General features: G+C 39.1%; 1 protein-coding gene. It reads left to right on the forward strand.

The window, feature by feature from the left end; all coding sequences use genetic code 11:
- Positions 1-1,574 (forward strand): heavy metal translocating P-type ATPase (locus SLH48_RS22240; RefSeq protein WP_320259906.1); only part of this gene is annotated, 1,574 nt, incomplete at both ends.

A 1,574-nucleotide genomic window follows, 5' to 3' on the forward strand; every position in this document is an offset into this window, starting at 1 on the left:
ATTGAAAAAGTGGTAAATAAAATGGACGGTATTGAAGCTGCAACGGTTAATTTGACAACTGAATCAGCTGCGTTATCGTTTCAACCAGGTGTAGTTAGTGTTGATGACGTAATTGGCAAAATACAAAAGCTCGGCTATGATGCTAAAGTGAAGGAAACAAGAGAAGAAAAGGCATCTCATAAAGAGGAAGAAATTAAGGAAAAGAAAACGAAACTATTCATTTCTATATTATTATCATTACCACTTCTTTACTCGATGGTCGGTCATGCACCGTGGGATCTTGGGATACCGATGCCATCATTTATTATGAACCCTTGGTTTCAATTTATACTTGCTACACCCGTTCAATTTTACGTCGGTTGGCAATTTTACGTAGGTGCTTATAAATCACTTAGAAATAAAAGTGCGAATATGGATGTTCTTGTGGCACTTGGAACGTCAGCAGCTTATTTTTATAGCGTAGTGGAAGCATTAAGAACGCTAGGTAATCCACAGTATATGCCGCATTTATACTTTGAAACGAGTGCAGTTCTCATTACACTCATCTTAGTCGGTAAACTATTTGAGTCATTGGCAAAAGGAAGAACGACAGAAGCCATTTCAAAATTGTTGAATTTACAAGCGAAAGAAGCGACTGTCATAAGAAATGGCATCGAAACGAAGGTTCCGATTGAGCAAGTTGTCGTAAACGATATCATTATCGTAAAGCCTGGTGAAAAGATCCCTGTTGATGGGGAAGTCGTTGCTGGACGATCTTCAATTGATGAATCAATGATTACTGGTGAATCAATTCCAGTCGATAAAACTGAAGGAGATCGTGTGATTGGTGCAACGATTAATAAGAATGGTACGGTTCAAATGAAGGCGACAAAAGTAGGAAAAGATACGGCGCTTGCAAGTATCATTCGTGTCGTGGAAGAAGCACAAGGATCAAAAGCTCCAATTCAAAGAATGGCAGATATTATTTCTGGCTACTTTGTACCAATCGTCGTTGGAATAGCGCTCGTCACCTTTTTAGTATGGATCATGGTTGTTGCTCCAGGGGATGTGCCGCAAGCAATTGAAGTAGCAATTGCCGTTCTAGTTATCGCTTGCCCATGTGCATTAGGGTTAGCTACCCCAACTTCTATTATGGTTGGAACAGGTAAAGGAGCCGAAAATGGCATCTTATTTAAAGGTGGAGAGCATTTAGAAATTGCTCATAAAATCGAAGCAATTGTGTTAGATAAAACAGGAACAATAACAAAAGGTAAGCCTGTTGTTACAGATTTTGAAGCAGACAATACAGAAGTTTTAGCGTACTTATATACAGCAGAGAAATCATCTGAACATCCTTTAGCAGAAGCCATCGTTGAATATGGTAAAGAAAAACAAGCTAAAGAACTAGCAATCGACCATTTCGAAGCAATACCTGGTCATGGTATCGAAGCCCGTATTGAAGGGAAAGATGTTCTTGCTGGAACACGCAAGCTTATGAATAAACATCAAGTAGACTTCCATTCTTATAATGAAAAGCTAGAGACCTTTGAAAAAGAAGGAAAAACAGCGATGATGATCGCGATAGAAGGACAGCT

Origin of the sequence: Cytobacillus sp. IB215316 (genome assembly GCF_033963865.1) — a bacterium.
GTDB lineage: Bacteria > Bacillota > Bacilli > Bacillales > SM2101 > Nanhaiella > Nanhaiella sioensis.